Below are 13,230 nucleotides of genomic sequence, written 5' to 3' on the forward strand. Positions count from 1 at the left end.
TCTCGAGATGGCGATGTCTTTCTACGGTGTCTGTCGTCTCGTCCATGCGAAGCCTTCTGGGGCGGGGCGAAAGGCTTCGATGTTCGGAGCCTCCAAACCGGAGAGAAACACCATGCGCAAGAAAATCACCCGCGAGTTCGCTGCCGCCTGCACCGATCAGCAACTCCACTGCCTGCTACACAGTCTTTTCAACCAGCTGGCTGACCGCCATTTGTGCGCACCCGGACGGCACTGCTGCCACGCCTCGGTGCAAGTCGTACGTTGCGCGCTCGCCGTGCTTCCCCCACGGTGAGCACGCGGGCTTCGCTGGGATCAATGGGCAGGATCGCACCATGCTTCGTGAGCGTGGCGGATGCGCAGGATCAGGGGCAAGCGGTTGTCGTCGAATTTGTATAGTATGACAGGAGATCTGTGCGGGTGCACGCGGACGGGCGGGTTGATTTCGCTACGAGCCCGGCCAAGCTCTTGGAGTAGGCCGGCGATATAAGCATCGGAGCGCGGCAAGCCGAACTGCTTTCGGCCTTCCTCGCGGATGTCCGACAGGTCACGGGCCGCAGCCGCGATAAGCAAGTAGCGCATTTTGGCGTTTATATTCTTCATCGGCGCGAGCAAGAACTTCCTCGGCCGTGAGGTCAGAGATCCCGCTCTCGATGCCTTCTGTGACAAGCGCCTGTAACCGAGCTGTCTGGGCGGCATACTCCGGATCGCGGCGAATAAGCTCGCGAACGTAATCTGAAGCGGTGCTATACTTTCCGGCTGCTTCTTGGGCAATCACCCATTCCTTCATGGGAATGGGCAGCGAAATATTCATTGTGGCCATTTTAAAACTACTTCCTGAATTGCAGGAGGAAATAGCAATATTTGTCAAAAACCGAAACCGTAATTGGTAATAATTTATTAAACCTATTTGCGCTAAAATATAGCCATAATACGGGGTGCATTGTTTTTGAAACAGGAATTTCTTGGATTTCCCGATCTGGAAGCGGCTTTTGAAGCAGTCAGAGGCCTGGTCTTCGGCCCTCTCAATCCCGGCTACATAAAGCACAAGTTCAACGAGATTGTTCGTGAGAAAAAGCTCGAGCTGGAGTTTGAGAGCAATCCTCTGAGCCCGTTGGCACATGTGCGGGAGGAGACTAAAGAGAGAGACCGCAAAGGCCGTGACTACCAGAACCTCACGCTGACGGCTCTCCTTGCGACCAACGCGGCCTATCGGGCTATGCATGAAGAGATCATGGCGCAGTTGCCGGAGACAGAAAATCTGCTCGATGACAATCAGGATGAGCTGGATGAGATCGTAGCCCGCGAAACAAAAGCTCTGCGAGCATATCTTGAGATCCACGCGGCCAAGCTGCCGGACGGGCGCTTTGTCTTCAAGGTCGGCAAGGATGCGCAGGGCAACGATCTCCTCGTGGATGAAAGCGACAACCCTGTGACTCCAGAAGACGCTGCCAGCATAGACTTCACGGGTAAGATATCGGCCGCTGAATATCGGGAACGCAGAAAGCCGCTCGATGACGCGATCGAAAGGGCTGGACACAACCGCCGCGACAGGGTGCGTGTCGGCGAGATCCGCGAACGCAATACGGATCAGGACAATCCGCTCTCGATGGAGCAAAAAGAAGCGGACAAGACGGAGCTCGGTGAAATTAAGGAGCGGGCTCAGGAGAACCACACGTATGTTGAGCGCAAGATGTCGGTCTCAGCAACGGTTGATCCAAAGAAGGAAGAGCAGCACAGCGTATCGACGGCGACTATGGCAGCGCCGCAGCTTTAGTGGTGTACTTAAAGTCACCGCAGGCCTTCTCGATAACAGCGCTTACGATGGCGAGAGGGTGATAGTCGGGGAGCTTTTTCATCGCGTCGATCACCGGTTTGAAGCCATCATTTTGATGCGTGGCATTCCAGGCGTCGATGCATTCGGCTTGGCCTTCGCGGTTTTTCGCGGCAATTAAGCCGCCCATCATCGTGGTCGTTATGATGAAGTTGCGTTGTGCCTCCGGGCTCCAGTCAAAGAATTTTTTAGTAGTCAGCACATCGGCGGCAATGGCCGGAGTGGTGAAAATTGCCGTAAATACAACTTGACTGCATACGATGGTCCTTAGGCTTGCGATAGCCAGTGCTTTTCTGCTCAACATAAATGATCGTTATTGTAGAGGAGATCAGACTAGCGAGAAATTGATAACATTCCACTTGCAAGACCGCGGAAATCCGCCAATCTGGCGAAGTTCCTCCAGACCCCGACACATCTCGACAAAAAGGATCATTTTTGACGAGGTGGTGTCATGACCACTCTCTGCCCCAACGGTCGCCGCATCGGCTACATGCGGGTCTCCACGTCGGACCAGCGGCTCGACCGGCAGTGCATCGGCCTGCAAGAGAGCTGCGACGAGCTGTATCTCGAGCAACTCTCCGCCGTGGCGGGGCGCCGCCCTGTCTTTGACGAAACTCTCTCTCGTTTGATCGCCGGCGACACCTTCGTGGTCTGGGACCTCGACCGTGCCTTCCGATCTACCCTGGACGCCATCTTGACGGCCGAGAGCTTGAAGGCTCGTAAGGTCGGCATGCACATCATGTCCCTCAACATCGACACGTCGACGCCGGAAGGCGAGCTATTTTATACGATTATTGCGGCCTATGCGCAGTTCGAGCGCCGTATCCTTCGCCGGAGAACCTGCGAGGGGATCATGGCGGCACGTATGAGAGGAGCGCAGATAGGCCGCCCCCGCAGGCTATCCGACGAGGTTGTCGCGGATGCTTACAGCTACATCGATGAAACGGGCTATCCGCCGCCTTATGTTGCGGCGCTGCTGCGCGTGTCTCCGATAACGCTCGAGCGAGGCTTTAGGCGGCTCGGCCTCGTCGCTCATCCTTACGAGCGTAATTTGATCGGCAGGGAGGTGGCTGAGTATCGCTAACCCGCCGCTTGATGCGGCGCCGGTCTGCCCGATGGCGAGATGATGGACAAGCAGACAATGCGCATGCTACAGAGCTCTTTTTCCGCTGTCGTCAGGTGCACATGGTCCGGCGGCATGACAATTGCGCGCCCGGCCTTGCGCTGTGGTGAGCGCCTATGCAGCTGGTTGATCATCGGGCGGTCTCTCCTGAGCAAATCGTCCGCGTCAATCGCGGGCCATTGCTCACGCAGACGTAGAACTTAGAGCCGGCGTCTCCGCGATCGAACGCCTTACTAGGTACTAAGTGGCGGCGCGACGATCGCGCGAACCGCATTCTCCGCCGCGCGAGGGACGTGTGTAAGCAGGCGCTTGGCGCGCCCTAGCATTACAAATCGTCAAGCGTTACATGCGGTTGCTCCGTCGGCGCATGCCCAACGCCGTGATCAACATCTTGCAAGCACGCGTCTCCAGTACTTTTAGTAGCCGCGAACACAGCCACCGCTATGAACGCCGCAGAAACAATTCCGAATACATTTCCATTTGTCATTATATCTCCAAATAGCAATTGGTTTATTATCATCTGTATAATGATAATAATTCTCAATATCAATTTTTTATATAGCCAGGAATATATGCCTAGTTACGTAACCAGCTTGATCTCGGGCGAGTAGACAATCGACCACCCCGCATCAGATGAACTGGCGCGACGCCGTGCGCGACGCCGGTATTGAGGTCAAGTTGAGTTCCGGCTATGCTCGCAACAACTCTTAAGCTTACCAGTAAAGTTGGTTAATTCACATTGCGCATGATTGCGATTTTGGGGGACCTCGATGCCGCAAGTTGAATGCGATGATATTGCATGCAAAAAAGGTACCTGCCGGACCGCCGGCGGAGACACTTACGCTTGTATGAAATGTAATGGAACCGGATACATTGACAGATCCCGTTTGGGGGGTACGGGTTCAGGGGGGATTGCAACTATTCTTATGTGGTGCATGGGAGCCGTCCTTGGCCTGGCGATTTTGGGCGCACTGTTTAAATAGGTGAGATTTAAGGCTCAGGCTGATCAGCAACAGCGTTGGTGGCTTCGTGAACTTTGAGACGATTTCGTAGTTCTTCCCAATGCCTTTTGGGATCATCGATCCCAGCATCACGAAGGGCGGTGTTTAGGAAGGCATGTTGAATTGGTGCATTTAAGCTTCTAACAACTGATCCCAGCCAGTCGGGCAGTTGAATGTACCATTCAAAAAATCTAATGTCTCTAGGCCGGTAGCCAAATTCCTCTCCAAATACATATTGGTTTCTCTCAAGAGAATTTTTTAATTGCTCGTGCTGATCGCTTTGACAATAGTAGCGGAATGTAAGCCCGTCACTGTTCAGATCGACACTGGATAATCTGCCATTTTCCACAGCCTCATCAAGCCTGATGCGATCTAGGCTGGCCTTAAGAATTGATCGGCACATTTTTTTGGGATCGGAGTCATCGGCAATCAAAAAGGGGCCGCCAATCGGCTTTCTTTTTGCAAGAAGTAGCTCCGCTTCGATGCCAGCGTGAGGGCCTATTACGGGTAAGGTCGCTAGAAACTTGTCAGTCAGTTTTCCGAAATTCATAATTACATTGTATCAGAAAATAGCGTAAACTGCAAAGTCGCGCGGTCGCACAGGTGGTTTTTTTATTTAAACAGCAAAGTTTTTTAATTGCTATTGCGGTGTGCGCTAGAGACGACCGGAACTCAAAAGATGCCTTCAGATGTTCGCAAGATGTGTGGTGTATGACACCACAGCTTGCTCAGCGGTCTTCCGCCCGCCTCGGCAAGGGGGCCCGCTACGCGCCCCCGTTGCATCCCCCCGGCCAAGAACGCTAGAGCGTCGGATAGACAGTCTTGTCGTTGTCCGATGAGCAATCATCTTCCCACATGAGTCGAACGGCGTGCTTGAGCTTGCTGCCCATGTGCGGGGATGCGATCAGTTCAACCGACTGATGCTGCTCAAGCGTTTCGAGTGGAAATTTCTCAGCGATTTCCGACGGTATGAAAATGTCGCTGGCATCCGCAATCTCGATGCGCACGTTGCGGGCCGGAGCTTTGCCCTTGTTCCATATCTTCAACCGAACTTTGCTACTACCAAGCTTGACGAACGTCGCGCCGAGGTCAGCACGTCCGGCGTTCGACGCCTCCTGCTGACCTTGTCTGAGCAGCATGGCGTTTAGCTGCTCTTGGCTTTCAATTAGTGCTTTCTGACGGTGGTTGAACCGGACCGTCACGAACGTTGCGTAGCAAGATAAAAGAAACGCCAGCCCGGCGAAAATGGCCTCTAACGATACCGTCACGAGCGTCACCTAAACTTAATGTACTTGCTGCCACTGAGCGCCTTCCTCATCGACGCTCTCATCTCGGCCACTGTATCTTTTAAGATCTCCGAACCCATCTCCTTTACGTGCTCGGCTACGTTTTCGCTGCTGTCTCGCAAGAGCTCATCTTTTGTAGCCTCTCGTCCGCATGATGCACACTTCGTCATCTCGACTAAGCCATCGACAGCCGCGTTCACTTCAAAGCTGCTTGAGCCACAAACGGGGCAAACGATTTCAATCTCTCTCAGGTACTTATCTTCCTTCATAATATTCCTCACGATTGAAAATCCCGATCCGCCTTACGCCTTGCTACGAGACTTTGCGTCCCGCGCCAGCCTGAACAACTCAGCCTGATACTGCGCATCATGCAGCGCATTGTGGTCGCCTTTGCCTTTAGGCCTCAAGACAGACGCCATGCTGCTTGAACGGGTATCCTGCCAACTGCACCCCGTCGCACCCATGTAGTAGGCCTTAATATCCAAGGCCGTGAACCCGAACGGGTTCTTGCCGTAGAAACGATGAAAGTAGTAATTCACAAACGACCAATCGAAGGGCGCGTTTAGGCCAACGAATACGAGCGCGTCCTCCTGGCCGGCAAGGCCTTCCAACCAATCTGCGAATCTGCGCATGGCATCATTAGGAGCGAGGCCGGTCTGCTCCAGCTTTTCGAGGGAAAGCCCGGTTACCCGCAGCGCTTCGGGGTCTGCCTTTTGCGAAATCGGCTTGAGTTCGCAGAGAAATGTTTGCTCTTCGTTGTAGACCTCGCATGCGCCGATCGATAGCAGGCTGTACTCGCCGGGGATTGGACCCGAGGTTTCTACATCGACCGAAACAAATATCTCTCGCCGAGCGATCACCATATCAGAGGCTCCATCGGTACGAGGGGTGGGCGAGTGCGGATCGCGTTCCAATGCTTGCGGAACGCTTCTCGCCGTCTATCAACCGTGCCAGTAGCACTCCAATGGAGGCCGCCGAGCGCCTGGATGTCGCTGGGATGGAAGGTACCTTCCTTCGCTGTCAGCATTGTCGGATGGCAACGTCCCAACGCGTATCCCAGCTCCAGGAAACAGTTTGGCCGCGACCCAGTGATGTCGGCCACTACGACACTGCTCCGATGAAGCTTCGCGAATATTTCTTGATCGAAAAAGCCATGCTCGAACGGTTGCTCGCCATCCACGACGGTCATGCTGAAACCGAGTTCATTTTCCACCACTGGCTGGACGACGATGTCGAAGAAATCCTGCACTGCTGCATAGTCTTCGTGCTTAGGATTCAAAAGCCTCACGGCGAATGCTCGCGGCTTCTCCAACGCCTCCAGCAACTCGATGATCCCCCTTACTCGCTCAGTCGTGGTAGCTCGCTGAGTGAAGTTGATGCGATTGATCCAATGATGAGCGCTCTGGCTGGTTGAGCGGAAAAGCCTGCTCGCCTGAGAGCTCGAAAGACCCATCGCAAACAATTTTCTCGCACCGGTGTCTTCCGCCCCGAGGGGGAAGTTCAGAGGCACAACCGGCTTACCCGCATCGTGGTAGAGGTTGGCCAGGAATAAGACTCCTTCCGACCCCCCGAGCGTGATCAGAATGTCCCCGGCCTTAGCTTGCGCCTCCATCCGCTTGCTGTTCATGTTCCAATGAGACACGTTCTCTATCTGCACCAGGTCAGAGCCACGCAACTCGTCCCACAACCCTTCGAACTCGGCCGGTATTTGCGCCTCGGTCTTATGATGCTGCACGGCCACGGCCAGCGGGGTGGGCGCGCCAGACGGCCGGCGCGCTAGTGTCGCGTTGAGTGCTTGCCAAACGAGCCAATCGAAACAAATGGGGCGGTTATCCCCTGAACGCAGTTTCTCTGCGTCGACCGGAACGACGAACGTTGCGCCTTTCCTGACCAACTCACGAACAAGGCCATCCACGACGGCTCGCGCCTGATCAACATCGCCTGCAGGCGCAATGCCCGCGTCTGCAGCAATGCTGCCAGTGATGTGAATTCGGCGGCCGAACAGCGGAGAGCGATTGCTCATCGATCCTCCACAACGGGCGAGGGCTTAACCTCCCCTGCCGCTTTTCGAAGATCGTCAAACCGCAGCTCTCTGTGGGGAAAGGCGAGCGCCAACGCTGCGGGGTACAGGCGCGTACGGATGTCTGAGTAGGTCCAAGTCGGCTTTCCGTCGCCAGCTCCGGTCATTGCAACGAGCTGCTCCAATTCGTTGTCCCGAATGGGAAGCGCCGCTAGGTCCATTGCGAAAAGCTGTTTGCGCTCCTCCGCCGTCGGCCGGCGAAACTCCTCCATGATCGCGGCACGTCGCTGCAAAGCAGGGTCGACTGCCGCAATGCGGTTGGTACACAGGATCGTAACGACGCGTCCCCCGAAGCGACGCAGATCGTCTATCCCTTGGATGAGGGTGTTAACGGCCACCTTGTCTTCATGGTGGCTGTGATCTTGCGATCTTGCTGCGGCCAGCGAGTCGCCTTCGTCGATGATCAAGATGGCGCGTCGCCCCCTACCAGCGGCCTGCGTGACCTTCTCGAAGGCCTCCGCTACCAGGGTGCCCATCTCTCCAACTTTCCCGGAACCTCTCACGCGGTTGCTTAGCTTGAACAGGATGGAGTCCTCTGCCCGCGCTTCGCTCACCAGCCGATTTGCGATGCACTCCGCCGTCGCGGTTTTACCGGTTCCAACGTCGCCGTAGAAAATGACGAGCGGATATTGCTCAGAGACTAGGCCGCATAGACTGAGGCGGCCCCCGTGATGTTTCTTGTTCCAATTGCCGAGTTCGCTGATGCTAAGCAACAGCCTGAGCTGATCACGTATCCGCGCGTATCGCGATTCAAAGCCGAGTAACGTCTTCTCCTTCGCAGCCAAACCCTCGTCTGGCAGCACCGTCTCGCTATCGAATATCTTGACTTGCCCCTGTGTCACGCCGCGAAGTCCAATCTCTGAAGTCCCCAACCGTTGCTCGTGTAGTCACGACCTCCAGATTGCTTCAGGGTAGAGTGGCTCGCATCGACATTGAGGGTTGTCCACGAGATGAGGAGCCTTCCTAGCAGCGACTGCCTGGCGGCTGTATCGTAGGCATCGGTGTACCAGATGAGTATGCGCAGATGCGGGTTCGGCAGCTTCGGCCACAGGACGCCACCGGGACGGCTGGTCGTAAGGGCGCCGGAGTCCGTGTTGACAACGTATTGTGTCGCCTTGATCTCCTGGGAGTTGCTCAGCAGAGTGATGTCCACCTTCTTCAGATAGCCATGCTTCGCGAGGAGCTCGATGTCGTGAGCATATTTGCGCGCCTCAGCTTCAGTCATGCCACCCGAGCTCTGGGCGATCATCACGAGATCGGCCGTAAAGCGCCGCATAACCGTTTCGATATCGGTGGTAGAATACGTATAGGTGTGAGAGTTCGATGTGGTGTAGGTCATGCTTGATCCTCGATCCTGAAGCGTGGTCCGAAGATCTCCTTCCAGACCTCATTGTCGTTTTCCGCTGATGCAAAGTGCGCAGCTTCCCATGAGGCCTGCGCAGCCGATACGATCTCCTGACGTTCTTGCTCGGTGATGCGTGCCGCTACATTGTTGTGGCTGTAGACCGGATCGATGATCACGACCGGGTTAGAAAATTGCCCGAGGGGCCTAGCGTTCTCGGGGAAAGCGATCAGCTCCTTGAGACCGGACTGGGCGATGTAGAGCAAGAACTTGCGGAACTTCTCTTCTATCGTTCCGTTGGCCCCATCGCGGTCCAGCAGATAGGCCATGATGAGCTCGATGGTGAAAGACTTGAGAGCGCTGAGCTCAGAAAAGTTGCGCCACCTTTTTGCGAGACGCACGAGCGTGCGGAAGTCGGCATCATTGTCTTTGCGCACTTGAACAAATTTGATCTGACACGGCGCGCAGGTCTGAAGCGCCGTGCCATCTTTGATATCGAATTGCCATCCATATCCAGGGCGAGACGGGTCTTCGATGACGGGAACGATGTCTACGCTGAGGCCCGAGCCCACGAATGATGCCGTTGCAGCCTTCCGCTGAATCTCAAAATCCTCAACATGCTTGTTGGGGTACACCTTGAGCAGCAGGGCATGGATCGTGTTGTTAAGGCTCTCCAGCGTGTCCCGGTCGATATTTTTGCCTGAGATATAAAAGACCACGTCCACGTCGACGGGGTCCGTCGAGGTCTTGCGCAGAATCGTGAACTTGGCGAAGGAGCCCGCTTTGACGACCTTCGTGATCTGTATCTCTGTCTGATTGCGAATGCTGCGGCTCAGCTCGGTGATGAGGCGGTCAACCTGCGCATGATACTCCTTGCGTTTGTCGGCCGGCAGCCGGAGAACGTTGCTGTCGTAGAATCTGATCTCGGAGTTGGTCAGTGGCATCGTTCTAACCCCTCCGCTTCTTGGTTTCGCCTTGCGGCGTGCTCGGTGAAACATCCGGTAGCGTGGCTATCACGACACCTTGAACCTGAAAGTCACGGCGCAAGACGATCGGACGATGTGCCGAATTTGAGCTTCTTGGGACGAGGGCTACGGCGTCGGTTGAGCGACGCAGCTCCTTGATCGTGGCCTCATCATCAACCAACGCGACCACGATCTCTTTGTCGTTCGCCGTATCTTGCTGACGCACCAACACCAACGATCCGTCACTTATTCCGGCCCCGTCCATCGAATCGCCGGTTGCGCGGAGAAGGAAATACTTGCGCCCGGGCCGAGCGAGCGTGGTCGAAACCTGGATCATTGCCTCGAGGTTTTCCTGGGCGAGTAGCGGAGCGCCGCACGGTGCGCTTCCGACGAGAGGCACGTCTACGGTGGACTCTCTGTCCGCTGTTGCCTGCGGCATCCGGAGCAATTGCAGCGACCTGTCATCTTCGCGCCGCTTCAAATATCCGTGCTCGATCAGACTGTTTATGACTAGCACGGCTGATCTTGGTGACGAGAAGCCGAGCTCTTTCGCGAGCTCGCGTACGGACGGCGGCTCACCCGTGTGCATGATTCGGTTTCGCACAAACGTCAAAGCTTGGCGTTCGGTCGACTTCAGCGGCGAATCGGTAATCTTTTTGATCATGGCACACGTAGTGTATACCAGTGTTTACCGGACACAAGATGTAGATTTAAATTGCTCACAAATTTTCTTCGGAGCGCGCTCTCACACCGGTGACGGCGTCCCGCTCGCTGCGCGAGCGGCAGGCTCTTGTGAACCGAGCCTGCGCTTTAATTGTCTCGGCGGCGGCAAGACAACTCTCGTTACAAAGAAGCACTTGCGCCAAGTCAGCCGGCGCGTCACTGAACTCTCTCGCTTGTATCGAAATCTGGGTTGCAGGCGATTGCCTGAGTACGGCGTTGATCCGGTAAGGTGGAAGGGGCGGGTCAGGATTACTGACGGTCAGGGTTTTCGCCGAGGCGGGTGATACTGATATCGCCGGATGGAAAATGGGCAAGCAGTTCCAGTTTGCCGCCGAGGGCTTCAATGGTTTCGCGCAGGGTGGATATCTTCATGTCGGTGCGGCTTTCCATCTGGGCGATGGCAGGCTGAGAACGCTGCAGCGCGGAGGCCAGCTGCTCTTGCGATACTTTGAGGGCTTCGCGGAGATCTGCCAGGGTGGCTTGTTCGATGCCGGCCAGAAGCTCGGCTTTAGTCCTGTCGATGCGCAAACGGCGCTCGGGGCTGAAAGCCTTGGTCAGGGTCTTGAAGGGGCGGCGTCCGGTCATGTTATCAAGCCCTCCTTTTTGAGCTCTTGCAAATGGGTGTCGTACAGCGCGTCTGCGCGCGGTGTGTATTCGTTGTAGAAACGGTCGTTGCCGGTCTTGTCGCCTCCAACGAGAAGGATGGCGCAACGGCGTGGATCGAACGCATAAAAGATCCGGATCGGGTTCCCGCCGCTCTGGACGCGTAGCTCGCGCATGTGCGAATGGCGCGAGCCTTCGATGCCTGAGCAATGCGGAAAGGGCAGTTGTGGTCCTTTCTCCATCAGAATTTCGACGACGGCGGTAATGTCGTCCTGTTGGCCTTCAGCGAGCTGATGCCACCAGAGTTCAAACTCGTCGGTGTGCTCTACGTCCCACGCCATATAATACCAAGATTATAATTATAATGTCAAGCTTATTGAGGCTTCGAGCCTGGGACAGCGACAATAAGGCAAGCTCGGTATGCGCCGCGATTTAATTCGTCGGGTCCAGGGGTGGCGGAAGTTCGTAAGCGGTTCCCGATGAATCGCGCAGGCTTGGAAAGCTATAGGGATTGCGAGGACCTTGGCGATCTTCGAGGAAGGTGGCGATCGCGCGGCCTGCTTCTTCGGCCGTACGAAAGGGCGGCGGGTCATAGTAGTGGTCAGCTTTGAGAGTGATGGTGCCGGGCCGGTCGGGGTTGATGACAGCAAGGGTCAGCTCGAGATGAGCGAGGGGACGGCCTGTAGCGGCATGGAAGGCATCCGAGGCATCGGGCGAATAGCGGGCGATGTATTCCAGATTGTCGATGGCATAGGTTTCGTAGGGAAGACGAGGAGTGCCGAACATGGTGGATCCTCTGTGATGAAATCGAGAGATTGAGATCGCTGCTCCAGTGGTGGAGTTTGCCAAAATAACATCAGGCAGGGCTATTGAAAGCGCCGGCGGGAGTGCCGCTGCCGGCGGGTAGACGATTTGGATGTGATGGAAGTTTGTCACAGCAGCTGGTGATGACCTGCGGGAGTGCGTGTCAGCCTTTGGGTTGAGACCATAGCTAGCTTTTTTCTGGAGAAGCGCGTTTCTCGGCGGATGGGTATATTTTGAAACGCCCATATCGAAAAATTGATTTTGCAAAATTTTCATGTTAATATACATAACGTAAAAACAAAAAGAAACGAGTGTCTATTATGAAGATTGCCGAGAATGAGATAGTGGTATTTTATGACATTGACGATGAAGAACCCTACGAGAAATCGTATTATCTTAAAGATATTGCCGATATTTCACATTTGTATTGGGACGATGAATGGGTGGACGGTGAAGAGACCTGTTTTAGTGTTAATCGCCGCGCGGCGCAGGAGGATTATTGGCAGCAAAGGGCTAATCTGACGCCCAGCTCGACAACATTGGCAGATCTGCAGATGCGGCACGGCCTCGTTCAGGTTCGTCCCCGAATGTGGGTTCCAGTCCGGCATATCGCCAATGTGTGGACGGAGAATGGTGTGACCATGGTGGACATCGGAGATTTGCATCCCGAGCGATCCAAGCGGCCGGCCGAGGACGTGCTGCACGATTGTCGCCGTGAGTTGCAGCGGGTTTATACGCAGCCGGCTCCCCGTTCAGAATTCGGTCATCAGGATGGGATGCTGTTGATGAGCCCGCAGCAGCTGCGTTCTGCCATCAATCGCATCGACGCTTTATTTTTGAATCACGGCGCAACGCCATTCCTGCCGGGATTTTGAAGGTCGCGCCCAAAAAGCAAGGTCATGGGAGGGGATTTGATTGGGTGTTGTTGTGCAGGCCAGAACGCAATGTCAGGGGTGTACAATTTTGAAATTACAAGGAGCAGCTTAATACCCATGAGGCGTGCAGCGCTCGACGGAGTACTGAGTAAATAGTTGAAATGAAATGCCGTTTGGTGGCAATAATAAAAATTAAACAAAAATAGGAGTCATTGTGAGTAAATCGGAATATTTTAATTGCAAAGCGATTGATCGAGATGAGTATGGAAATCGTTGGGGGCAGGAGCTTTCGGCCGGGCAGATTGAGCCTATCCAGCGGGAGATTGAAACGCTGGTTGCGAAGAGGGCAATGCCTGAAGATGTGATCGTGGCGCTCGGTCAGGGGGAGGCTCCAAGGGCGCTAGTGTCCAGGATACAACTTGCGTTGAATTTACGGGACGCTGGCAAGCGCGAGAGTGGTCTGGAGCACGTTCGTTAGAGACGAATGCCTCCCGCTGATGGGCGCCTGATACAAGGTATTGGTGAACCGGAGGCGAATACCTCGTCTGATGTTGAGCGGCGGGAGCTTTAAAACAAGATCGGGGTTTACAACGCTTG

Annotated in this window: 18 protein-coding genes; 4 read left to right on the top strand and 14 right to left on the bottom strand. The window is 55.0% G+C overall.

Annotated features, from left to right (window positions below):
- Positions 1-544: 544 nt before the first annotated feature.
- Positions 545-820 (bottom strand): type II toxin-antitoxin system ParD family antitoxin, encoded by a 276-nt coding sequence (locus F812_RS25940; RefSeq protein WP_083929069.1) that lies wholly within the window; start codon positions 818-820, stop codon positions 545-547.
- 126 nt (positions 821-946) lie between these two features.
- On the opposite strand from F812_RS25940, the gene F812_RS0104610 reads away from it, so the two are divergent.
- The gene (locus tag F812_RS0104610; protein ID WP_156827251.1) at positions 947-1,774 is read left to right on the top strand and encodes a hypothetical protein; all 828 of its coding nucleotides are present in this window, start codon (positions 947-949) and stop codon (positions 1,772-1,774) included.
- Here the strand turns inward: F812_RS0104610 and F812_RS0104615 are convergent.
- On the bottom strand, positions 1,752-2,135 hold the full coding sequence (locus F812_RS0104615) for a hypothetical protein (protein WP_020084787.1): 384 nt from the start codon (positions 2,133-2,135) through the stop codon (positions 1,752-1,754). The genes F812_RS0104610 and F812_RS0104615 overlap by 23 nt on opposite strands.
- A gap of 147 nt (positions 2,136-2,282) precedes the next feature.
- Between F812_RS0104615 and F812_RS22565 the strand changes: the two genes are divergently transcribed.
- Positions 2,283-2,915 carry a recombinase family protein gene (locus F812_RS22565; RefSeq protein WP_020084788.1) on the top strand — a complete coding sequence of 211 codons (633 nt, stop codon included), beginning with the start codon at positions 2,283-2,285 and terminating at the stop codon, positions 2,913-2,915.
- A gap of 1,029 nt (positions 2,916-3,944) precedes the next feature.
- Here the strand turns inward: F812_RS22565 and F812_RS26350 are convergent.
- The 12 genes from F812_RS26350 to F812_RS26355 form a co-directional block, all read right to left on the bottom strand.
- Positions 3,945-4,505, bottom strand: a complete 561-nt coding sequence (locus F812_RS26350) for a hypothetical protein (protein WP_156827252.1) — start codon at positions 4,503-4,505, stop codon at positions 3,945-3,947.
- A gap of 250 nt (positions 4,506-4,755) precedes the next feature.
- Positions 4,756-5,223: a hypothetical protein gene (locus F812_RS0104625; protein WP_026867848.1), complete on the bottom strand. Its 468-nt coding sequence runs from the start codon at positions 5,221-5,223 to the stop codon at positions 4,756-4,758.
- Between the two features lie 5 nt (positions 5,224-5,228).
- Complete coding sequence (locus F812_RS25945) at positions 5,229-5,510, bottom strand: ECs_2282 family putative zinc-binding protein (protein ID WP_020084790.1); 282 nt, start codon at positions 5,508-5,510, stop codon at positions 5,229-5,231.
- 33 nt (positions 5,511-5,543) lie between these two features.
- Positions 5,544-6,104 (bottom strand): 3'-5' exonuclease, encoded by a 561-nt coding sequence (locus tag F812_RS0104635; RefSeq protein ID WP_020084791.1) that lies wholly within the window; start codon positions 6,102-6,104, stop codon positions 5,544-5,546.
- Positions 6,098-7,264 (bottom strand): hypothetical protein, encoded by a 1,167-nt coding sequence (locus tag F812_RS0104640; RefSeq protein ID WP_020084792.1) that lies wholly within the window; start codon positions 7,262-7,264, stop codon positions 6,098-6,100. Before F812_RS0104640 ends, F812_RS0104635 begins: the two co-directional genes overlap by 7 nt.
- Positions 7,261-8,163: an AAA family ATPase gene (locus F812_RS0104645; protein WP_020084793.1), complete on the bottom strand. Its 903-nt coding sequence runs from the start codon at positions 8,161-8,163 to the stop codon at positions 7,261-7,263. Before F812_RS0104645 ends, F812_RS0104640 begins: the two co-directional genes overlap by 4 nt.
- On the bottom strand, positions 8,160-8,660 hold the full coding sequence (locus tag F812_RS0104650) for an HORMA-1 domain-containing protein (protein WP_020084794.1): 501 nt from the start codon (positions 8,658-8,660) through the stop codon (positions 8,160-8,162). The genes F812_RS0104645 and F812_RS0104650 overlap by 4 nt, the downstream gene beginning before the upstream one ends.
- Positions 8,657-9,607 carry a CBASS oligonucleotide cyclase gene (locus F812_RS0104655; protein ID WP_020084795.1) on the bottom strand — a complete coding sequence of 317 codons (951 nt, stop codon included), beginning with the start codon at positions 9,605-9,607 and terminating at the stop codon, positions 8,657-8,659. Before F812_RS0104655 ends, F812_RS0104650 begins: the two co-directional genes overlap by 4 nt.
- A gap of 4 nt (positions 9,608-9,611) precedes the next feature.
- Positions 9,612-10,292, bottom strand: coding sequence for a transcriptional repressor LexA (lexA, locus tag F812_RS22570; protein WP_051113768.1), 681 nt, complete (start codon positions 10,290-10,292; stop codon positions 9,612-9,614).
- Positions 10,293-10,600: 308 nt separating this feature from the next.
- Positions 10,601-10,936, bottom strand: a complete 336-nt coding sequence (locus tag F812_RS0104665) for a helix-turn-helix domain-containing protein (protein ID WP_020084797.1) — start codon at positions 10,934-10,936, stop codon at positions 10,601-10,603.
- Complete coding sequence (locus tag F812_RS0104670; RefSeq protein WP_020084798.1) at positions 10,933-11,295, bottom strand: type II toxin-antitoxin system RelE/ParE family toxin; 363 nt, start codon at positions 11,293-11,295, stop codon at positions 10,933-10,935. Before F812_RS0104670 ends, F812_RS0104665 begins: the two co-directional genes overlap by 4 nt.
- A gap of 91 nt (positions 11,296-11,386) precedes the next feature.
- Entirely contained in the window at positions 11,387-12,034 is a 648-nt protein-coding gene (locus tag F812_RS26355; protein ID WP_156827253.1) for a hypothetical protein, read from the bottom strand.
- A 44-nt stretch (positions 12,035-12,078) separates the two neighbouring features.
- Here F812_RS26355 and F812_RS0104680 point away from each other — a divergent pair, with 44 nt between their 5' ends.
- Positions 12,079-12,633: a hypothetical protein gene (locus tag F812_RS0104680; RefSeq protein WP_020084800.1), complete on the top strand. Its 555-nt coding sequence runs from the start codon at positions 12,079-12,081 to the stop codon at positions 12,631-12,633.
- A 214-nt stretch (positions 12,634-12,847) separates the two neighbouring features.
- Positions 12,848-13,111, top strand: coding sequence for a hypothetical protein (locus tag F812_RS26360; RefSeq protein WP_156827254.1), 264 nt, complete (start codon positions 12,848-12,850; stop codon positions 13,109-13,111).
- Positions 13,112-13,230 lie beyond the last annotated feature (119 nt).

This window comes from Hyphomicrobium zavarzinii ATCC 27496 (assembly GCF_000383415.1).
Classification (GTDB): domain Bacteria; phylum Pseudomonadota; class Alphaproteobacteria; order Rhizobiales; family Hyphomicrobiaceae; genus Hyphomicrobium_C; species Hyphomicrobium_C zavarzinii.